Source organism: Pseudomonas sp. B1(2018) (assembly GCF_003097365.1).
GTDB classification, from domain to species: domain Bacteria; phylum Pseudomonadota; class Gammaproteobacteria; order Pseudomonadales; family Pseudomonadaceae; genus Aquipseudomonas; species Aquipseudomonas laurylsulfatiphila.
Genome location: NZ_PYUK01000048.1, coordinates 1 through 1194, shown reverse-complemented (window position 1 = coordinate 1194; position 1194 = coordinate 1). Strand labels below are relative to the sequence as shown.

General features: G+C 55.4%; 1 protein-coding gene. It reads right to left on the bottom strand.

Annotated elements, in window-relative coordinates; all coding sequences use genetic code 11:
* Nucleotides 1–31 precede the first annotated feature (31 nt).
* Nucleotides 32–979, bottom strand: coding sequence for a transposase (locus C9422_RS31955; protein ID WP_095968276.1), 948 nt, complete (start codon nucleotides 977–979; stop codon nucleotides 32–34).
* Nucleotides 980–1194 lie beyond the last annotated feature (215 nt).

Here is a 1194-nt window from a genome sequence, read left to right as displayed (position 1 = left end):
TGTGGGAGATTCTATGGTTGAGGGGAAGCCCTCAACCGGCTTTGGGTTGATATTCGCTCTGTCCTTTCAGCAGGGCGAATACGACCCGAGCAAGCTTGCGAGCCAGTATCACCAGCGCCTGAGTGGTGCTGAAGCCTCGAGCTCTTTGATCTTCATAAAAGCCTTTCCAGGCTGGCGTACGGCTGGCCGACATGGCTGCGTTGTGCAGAAGCCGGCGAGCCTCCGGGTCACCTCGCTTGGTCAAGCTCCGACGACCGTCTTTTTGACCTGACTTCGAAACCCGCAAATCCATTCCCAGAAAGGCAATAAAGGCATCTGCATTTCTGAAGTCGCCCCGCTGAAACGCCGTGAGCAAGCGGGCTCCGGTCAGAAATCCAATTCCTTCAACTTTCAGGCAACGCCTCAACTGACCGAGCAAACCGGCTTCTTTCAGATGATCATTAATCGTCTTTTCAACCAGCGCTTCAAGCTGCTGCATGGCTTTCACTTGCGCGGCGAAGGCAGATTTCAGCAGCGGCTCATTCGCCCAGCTTTGCACCAGGCCGACTCGCGCCTGAACCAAGGCTGCGCGACGACGAAAAAGGCTCAAGAGCTGGCGGTACAGCGGTGATGGCGGGGTCCACGGATGAAGGTCATCACCTTCGTTCTTCAGATAGCGAGCAAGCAGCCTGGCATCCAGCGCATCGGTTTTGGCGCGGACATTCACCCCTTTGCGGTAATGGCTAAGTTCATAGCCACCCACCATGTAAATCGTGCAACCGGCCTCGTAAGCCAGATCGGCGAACTCTAGGTGATAGATATTGGTCGACTCAATGGCTACAGCAACGGGCCCCGACAAGACCTTCAGCCACTTTTGGATGGCTGCCTTGTTGTTGGGAATCGCTTCAAGCAGGTCAAGCTCGGCGTGATAGATCATCAGTTCGTTCTTGGCGACATCCACGCCCACGATCGGCTTTGTGACAGAAACCGGCATTGCCATTGGATTTCCTCCGGGATATGGTTTTGAGCACTTGAAGGGCTCACCCAGAGGCGCAGGCTTGTTCCTATCGTCGGTCTAGCCAGATGCATTCTTTATCGGCGCTTGGGTGAAAGGAGGAGGGGCGAAATCTCCCACGGATCTGTACTGCGCTAACAGTCAGAATCGGGCTTTGTCCCTCCTCCTCCCTTCAAGTCCTACCATACAAGCGGGCTTGC